The sequence below is a fragment of the uncultured Veillonella sp. genome (assembly GCF_900545205.1).
Taxonomy (GTDB): domain Bacteria; phylum Bacillota; class Negativicutes; order Veillonellales; family Veillonellaceae; genus Veillonella.
Genome location: NZ_UQYC01000076.1, coordinates 1 through 7,706, shown reverse-complemented (window position 1 = coordinate 7,706; position 7,706 = coordinate 1). Strand labels below are relative to the sequence as shown.

Annotated in this window: 6 protein-coding genes; all 6 read right to left on the bottom strand. The window is 37.9% G+C overall.

Translation table 11 applies throughout. From position 1 onward, the window contains the following. Nucleotides 1-403: 403 nt before the first annotated feature. A complete protein-coding gene (locus QZR70_RS07690) occupies nucleotides 404-1,357 on the bottom strand; it encodes a bile acid:sodium symporter family protein (RefSeq protein ID WP_287540067.1) in 954 nt (317 codons plus the stop codon). 133 nt (nucleotides 1,358-1,490) lie between these two features. Continuing rightward, the gene (gene gltX, locus QZR70_RS07685) at nucleotides 1,491-2,960 is read right to left on the bottom strand and encodes a glutamate--tRNA ligase (RefSeq protein WP_295216793.1); all 1,470 of its coding nucleotides are present in this window, start codon (nucleotides 2,958-2,960) and stop codon (nucleotides 1,491-1,493) included. Nucleotides 2,961-2,962: 2 nt separating this feature from the next. Continuing rightward, complete coding sequence (ispD, locus tag QZR70_RS07680) at nucleotides 2,963-4,138, bottom strand: 2-C-methyl-D-erythritol 4-phosphate cytidylyltransferase (RefSeq protein WP_295794264.1); 1,176 nt, start codon at nucleotides 4,136-4,138, stop codon at nucleotides 2,963-2,965. Then, complete coding sequence (locus tag QZR70_RS07675) at nucleotides 4,122-5,273, bottom strand: PIN/TRAM domain-containing protein (protein WP_105093848.1); 1,152 nt, start codon at nucleotides 5,271-5,273, stop codon at nucleotides 4,122-4,124. Before QZR70_RS07675 ends, ispD begins: the two co-directional genes overlap by 17 nt. A gap of 15 nt (nucleotides 5,274-5,288) precedes the next feature. Continuing rightward, nucleotides 5,289-6,662 (bottom strand): DNA repair protein RadA, encoded by a 1,374-nt coding sequence (radA, locus tag QZR70_RS07670; RefSeq protein WP_295794261.1) that lies wholly within the window; start codon nucleotides 6,660-6,662, stop codon nucleotides 5,289-5,291. Between the two features lie 170 nt (nucleotides 6,663-6,832). After that, a partial coding sequence (locus tag QZR70_RS07665; protein ID WP_295794258.1) for an AAA family ATPase occupies nucleotides 6,833-7,706 on the bottom strand: 874 nt, incomplete at its 5' end.

Below are 7,706 nucleotides of genomic sequence, written 5' to 3'. Positions count from 1 at the left end.
GGTACCCACTCATCGCATAACGGCGCGTCACCGGACAAACCTACCTATAATCGGAGTGTCAGCTCGTGAATGCATTTCGTCTACCTATCCTTGAACCCTCCCACCATCGGTTCTCGCTAAAAAGTTAGTTGTAGAGTACTTCTTTCAGTCTTAGCTATTAGTAATCATCTATATTCAGATATGTAAATATTGTATCAATTATCCTATAGAATGTCAATGAGAACAAGAAAGTCCTCATCTCTCAATATATCCAAATAGCCTATTAAACATGCATATTCTGGATATAGAATTTAAAAGATGAGGAATTCTATAATGAAAATATTTTACTACGCTTATCACTAATGCCAATATCATTTATAAAAGTATACTTACAAATAATAATTGAAACATTAGTTATTAACTATTAAGCGTTTTCTAATTTTTCTTGATCATCATGTTTACGGCAAATACCTGCAAAGATAGAGCCTGTAAAGTTATGGATGATAGAGAACACTGCACCTGCTACTGCTGCTTGAGGTGTAAAGTGTTTAAGTGCTAAAGACACGGATAATGCAGAGTTTTGCATTGCCACTTCAATTTGCATAGCACGACGAGAGGAAATATCGATGCTAAGTGCCTTACAAATGAAGTAAGTTACTACGTAACCACTCACATTTTGTACCAAGCATGCTACGAAGATGATGAAACCAGTTTCAGCAATTTGTTTTTGGTTTACTGCAGTTACAGCTGCTAAAATAAGCAATACTGCAATAGCCGCAATTGTAGGACAAACATCTTTAATAGGTTCAATCTTAGAACCGATGAAGTAATTCAATACGATACCTAAGATAATTGGTACCAATACGATTTTTACGATGGAAATAAACATCGGCATGAATTGAATTTCAATGGAAGATGTAGCACCTGCATAGAGTACAACGAATAAAGGTGTTAATACTGGAGCCAATAATGTAGAAACAGTCGTTGCAGATACAGATAAAGGAACATTACCATTAGCAAGGAAAGTCATAACATTAGAAGCTGTACCACCAGGACATGCACCTAACAAAATGAAGCCGATACCAATTTCCGGAGGGAAATTGAAAATAATGGCTACCAAGAAACCTGCCAATGGCATCCATAAGAATTGAATAACAGATACAAGAATAACCTTCATTGGTTGCTTAAATACATCAAGGAAAACTTGAGCCGTTAATGTTAACCCCATGGCAAACATAACAAATTGAAGCATGTACGCAATGTACGGCGTCATCCAAGAAAATACAGTTGGTAATAAATACGCTAACACTGCCATCAATAGCACGATCCAGGAAAGATAGCTATTGAATAAGTGATTAAGAGAACGAATAATACTCATAAAAGCACTCACTTTCATAATAAATAAAAATAAAAGACGCCGATTATTATAGCATTTCCATAGAATAATCTCAATATACATAAAAAAGCTCTCATAACCTCAGCTATGAGAGCTTTTAAATTAGCCTCTATTACTATTTTGTTAAAGCGCTAACATTGTCTAAGCGATGTAAGCATTTTTCTTTACCAAGTAATGTAACGATATTATTCAAATCTGGACCATGCATTTGACCTGTTAAAGCTACGCGGATTGGCATGAATACGAATTTACCTTTCAAAGCAGTTTCTTTCATAACAGCTTTAATCGTTGCTTTTACAACGTCAGGTGTAATTTCATCAAGTTCTGCCAATGCATTACGGAATGCACCAAGAACTGTTGGTGCTGTTTCTTCATTCAATACAGCACGCAATTCCTCTTCATGACCTTCTTCAAGGAATACTGTTTCGCCCATGAACATGCCTACATGATCCTTAATTTGAGCACCATAGCTAATATGGTCGCGGAATGTGGAGCATAGCAATGTCAACCAATCAATATCCGCTTGATTTAAACTATCTGGAGCCAAACCAACCTCTTTCAAATGAGGCAAGCAAAGATGGAATAACTCTTCATCGCTCAAGTTTTTCATGTAGTGGAAGTTAATATGGTTCAATTTATCAATGTCGAATACGGCAGGGTTCTTAGCTACGCGATCCATGGAAAAGGCTTGAATCAATTCGTCTTGTGTGAAGAACTCTTCTTCCCCTTCTGGAGCCCAACCTAGAAGCGCTAAGAAGTTTACAAGTGCTTCTGGTAAGTAGCCTAATTGTTTGTATTGTTCAACAGAAGTAGCACCATGACGTTTGGACATTTTCTTGTAATCTTTACCAAGAATCAAGGAAATGTGGCCAAACTTAGGTACTTCCCAACCTAAAGCTTCATAAATAGCCATTTGACGTGGTGTATTAGATAAATGTTCCTCTGCACGAATAACGTGAGTAATGCCCATCATATGATCGTCCATTACTACGGCAAAGTTATATACAGGAATACCATCAGATTTAACGATAACGAAGTCACCTACACCGTTGGATTCAAAGGATACATGACCGCGTACCATATCATCGAATGCATATGTTTTATTCAAAGGAACGCGTAAGCGAATTGTTGGTTTACGACCTTCTGCAATATATTTAGCCTTAGTTTCTTCGTCTAAGTGTTGGCAATGACCGTTATATTTAGGTGTTTCGCCACGATCCATTTGTTCTTGACGAACAGCATCTAATTCTTCTGGTGTGCAGTAGCACTCATAAGCTTTGCCTTCGTCCAACAAACGTTGTGTTACTTCTTTATATAAGTCAAGACGTTCTGTTTGACGGTAAGGACCATTATCGCCACCTACATCAATGCCTTCATCCCAGTTCATGCCAAGCCATTGCAAGGAAGCTTTGATATTTTCTTCACTTTCACGGGTAGAACGAGCCAAATCTGTATCTTCAATACGCAATACAAATGTGCCTTTTTCTTTACGTGCTAACAACCAGTTAAACAAAGCAGAACGAGCGCCACCAATGTGGAATGGACCCGTAGGGCTTGGAGCAAAACGAACTTTCATGGAACTCATGATTATACCTCTCCTTCATATACAGAAACGACAGCTTGTGCAGCAATGCCTTCACGGCGCCCGATAGCACCAAGCATTTCATTTGTTGTCGCTTTAATACTAATACGTTCTAATGGTATTTCTAAAACAGATTGTAAGTTAGCCTTCATCGTGTCGATGTGTGGTTTTAACTTAGGTGTCTCTGAAATAACCATAATATCTATATTATAGGCTTGTAACCCACGTTCTTTCAATAAGGAATTAACCTTTTCTAGTAAAAGCATGCTAGAAATCCCTTTATACTGGTCATCTTCAGGCGGGAAATAATATCCAATATCTCGTAGACCTGCAGCACCTAGCATGGCATCCATCAATGCATGAATGAGAACATCCGCATCGGAGTGACCATCAGGGCCGAGTTCAGATTCGATATGAACACCGCCAAGAATACAAGGGCGACCTGCTTTTAATTGATGAATATCATAACCAAATCCAACGCGCATACGTGTATCCTCAATTCCTAAATATCGCTTAGCTACTGCAATATCATTTGGTGTTGTCACTTTAATATTACAATAATCCCCTTCAACTATATGTACAGGCTTACCTACATACTCAACTAGTGATACATCATCAGTACCAAGATACTTGGTTTCATATGCCACTTGATGAGCCTCTATAAATAATTCTTTTTGAAAGCCTTGTGGTGTTTGAATTTGGTATAGCTCACTACGCTGTAATGTTTCTAGAACATTATGGTCCATATCAACTCGTTTAATAGTATCCGTAGCCGGAACACCTACAGTAGCCGCTCCATAGAGATTAGCCGCGTCAGCAACATTATTAAACATTTCTGTAGAAGCTAATGGTCGTGCTCCATCATGAACAAGAACAATATTGGTATCCTCCGATACAGCCTGTAAGCCACATGCTACAGAGTCTTGACGCTCTTTTCCACCCAACACTATATGAACTGGAACCGTCAAATCCAACTCTTGAATATGTTTTGTCATATATTCTTGTTCGCCTTCGGCTACAACAAGAATAATCTCTTTCAAACCTTCAACATTTGCTACATTTTGCAATGTACGCTGAATGATAGAGAATCGTCCCAAAGGGATAAATATCTTATTTTCTTTGTACCCCATGCGACGCCCTGCACCTGCGGCGAGAACAATACAACTAATTACCTTGTCCATTTTGTCCTCCATCTACACGAGCAAAGATCATGCGACCAGCACTAGTTTGTAATATGGATGTAACCATTACCTCTACAGTTTGACCCACATAAGGTTTACCATCTTCAACAACAATCATGGTACCATCATCGAGATAAGCAACACCTTGGTGTACTTCCTTACCTTCTTTCATAATTTGCACGCGAATCCATTCGCCTGCAATGAGGGCTGGTTTCAGTACATTGGCGAGTTCATTCAGATTAAGCACCTCAATGCCTTGTACCCGAGCCACCTTATTTAAGTTGAAGTCATTAGTCATCAACTTCCACTGCTTATCTAAAGCAAGACGCATTAATTTAGAATCTACTTCTGTAAGATCATCATAATCATCTTCTACTACTTCAATGGCTACCTTTTTAGCATCTTGCATCTCTTTCAAAATATCGAGGCCACGACGACCGCGATTTCGTTTTGTAGCATCAGCAGAGTCAGAAATAATTTGTAACTCATTCAATACAAAAAGGGGAACCATTAGAGGGCCTTCAATAAATCCTGTATTACATAGTTCCTTAATACGTCCATCAATAATAACAGATGTATCTAGTAGTTTTGGTGTGCTCGTAGTTTTATCAGATTTATGAGTAGAGAACATTTTAAAACGACTTGTTTTTTTAGTACCTTCTCCACCCCATTGTTGTACATAGTTATAGTATATTTCAGGGCCTTTACGAGCCATAATTTTAAGGCCACTATATCCAAAGATAGCACTCAATATAATAGGAATATAAGGTCCTATAATAGGTACTTGATGGAATGCAACACCAATTAAATTTGCAATAATAAGACCGAATAATAAACCGATGGTGCCTGCAATCAATTCTTGATTTGGAATATGAGTAAGAATACGTTCTAAACGTTTAGCAATGACTAAGCCTTGCTTTAAAATAAATGAAGAAATTAAATACCCAATAATAACGCCTAATAAAGTACCAAAAATTAATACTGAAATACGTGCAATGGTCAATGACATATCCCCAAAGGACTCAAATTGAGAGACCAAATATGGGTCGATAATAGGTGCTAAGCTATCCATTCCAACATAGGCCGCTGTGCCCACAAGAATGGCTATTACATAGCGCAATATGCGATAAATCATTACATCACCTCCTAATTAAGAAAATACCAACTGCATTGCCTCTTGAATAGATTTAACGCCTCTAATCTTGATAGAACTATCATTATCCTTGATTTGCTTATAATTGCCTTCAGGGATAATAAACTTTTTAAAACCTAATTTCTTAGCTTCATTGATACGCTGTTCAATACGTGGAATGCTACGAACATTACCAGTGAGCCCTACTTCACCTAAAATGACCATATCGGTAGGAACAATACGATTTTTTAAATTAGATACGATAGCAACAGCCATAGACAAGTCACAAGCTGGTTCATTTACCTTGAGACCACCAATAACGTTAACGTACACGTCCTTATTACCTAACGTGAAACCACAACGTTTTTCTAATACTGCCAAAAGTACAATTAAACGATTAAGGTCATAACCGATTGCAGTTCTTCTAGGCATACCAAAAGCAGTCGTAACAACAAGGCTTTGTACCTCTACAAGGATAGGACGAACCCCTTCAAGATAAATCATAACGGCGCTGCCGCTTTCCTCATCAGATCGTTCTGCCAATAAGGAAGCTGATGGATTAGATAACTCTTGTAACCCTTCCTCAACCATGGCAAAAATACCTGTTTCAGATGTAGATCCAAAACGATTCTTAATAGAGCGCAAAATACGGAATTGGTAAGACCGTTCGCCTTCAAAGTAAAGCACTACATCCACCATATGTTCTAACATACGAGGCCCCGCAATATTGCCTTCCTTAGTAACATGTCCAATGATTACCGTTGGAATATTTCGTTCTTTACAGAAGCGAAGGAGGCGCGATGTACATTCTCGCACTTGGCTAACACTACCTGGAGCAGCATCGATATATCCAGTATACATGGTTTGAATAGAGTCGATAACTAACAAAGAAGGCGTCATTGCATCAGCTTGCTCTAAGATATGATCTAAATCTGTATCAGCAATCACTTGTAAACGTTCACTATTAATATGAAGTCGTTCTGCTCGAAGTTTAAGTTGTAATTGAGACTCCTCACCAGATGCATAGAGAACTGTACCAACAGTATCGGCTACCTTTTGGGAAACCTGTAATAATAATGTAGATTTACCGATGCCTGGATCGCCACCTAATAGCATTAAAGCACCAGGTACTATACCTCCACCTAATACACGATCAATTTCACCAAAGGTTGTAGATACACGAGCAATGGAGGAAATTTCAATATCCGGTAAAGCAGTTGGTTTTGTTGTTTGGTTTCCCACACCTCGTGAAGGTGTGCGGCTATGTTTAGTTTCTTTAATAATCTCTTCAACTAATGTATTCCATTCGCCACATTGTGGACAACGGCCCATCCACTTAGAGGATTCAGCCCCACAATTTTGACAGAAGAATACTGATTTTGCTTTTGCCATATTACCTCAAAACTGTTATAAAAGATAAAAAAGGTCATGAATGATAACCATTCATGACCTTTTATGCATAATTTTACTACATGGTTAACTATCACTATTCTATAGTATACCATTTAAGCCATATAATTTATATGAAAGGTAGTCATTAACTATATATTTTTGTATTTATATTAAACCGTTACAACAATATCGTTATCCGTTGCATCTGCTTTAATTGTTTTACCTGCTATCGCCTCACCTTTCAAAATAAGATCGGATACAGGGTCCTCAATTAAACGTTGAATAGCACGTTTTAAAGGACGAGCACCCATAGTAAAATCTGAACCTTCTTTAACAAGTAATTTCATAGCCTCAGGTGTAATTTCTAAGTGCAAATCACGTTCTCCAAGACGTTTTGTTACATCACTCATCAAAATAGTCACAATTTTTGTTAAGTCCTCTTCAGTCAACGGATGGAATACTATCATCTCATCAATACGATTCAAAAACTCTGGTCTGAAATGACGTTTTACAGCATCCATAACAGACTTTTTAGCCTCTTTAAAATCAATACTTTTAGCATCTTTAGCAGTAGATTCAGCTTTTTTTGGTGCTAAGAAGCCTAGTTCTGTAGAGTTCTTATGTAATGCTTTAGCTCCTAAATTACTAGTCATAATGATAACCGTATTTCTAAAGTCTACGGTTCTACCTTGACTATCTGTAAGTCGACCATCATCAAGTACTTGCAATAGGATATTAAAGAAATCTGCATGAGCCTTTTCTACTTCATCAAGTAAAATAACGCTATATGGTTTACGACGAACTGCATCAGTAAGTTGACCGCCCTCTTCATATCCTACATATCCAGGAGGAGCCCCAACTAGACGAGAAACAGTATGCTTTTCCATATATTCAGACATATCAAGTCGAATCATTGCAGATTCATCGCCGAACAAGGAAGATGCAAGAGCTCTTGCTAATTCAGTTTTACCAACCCCTGTTGGTCCAAGGAATAAGAATGAACACTTCTCTCTCGTTATGGAAATCCATTTCCAGATGCACACC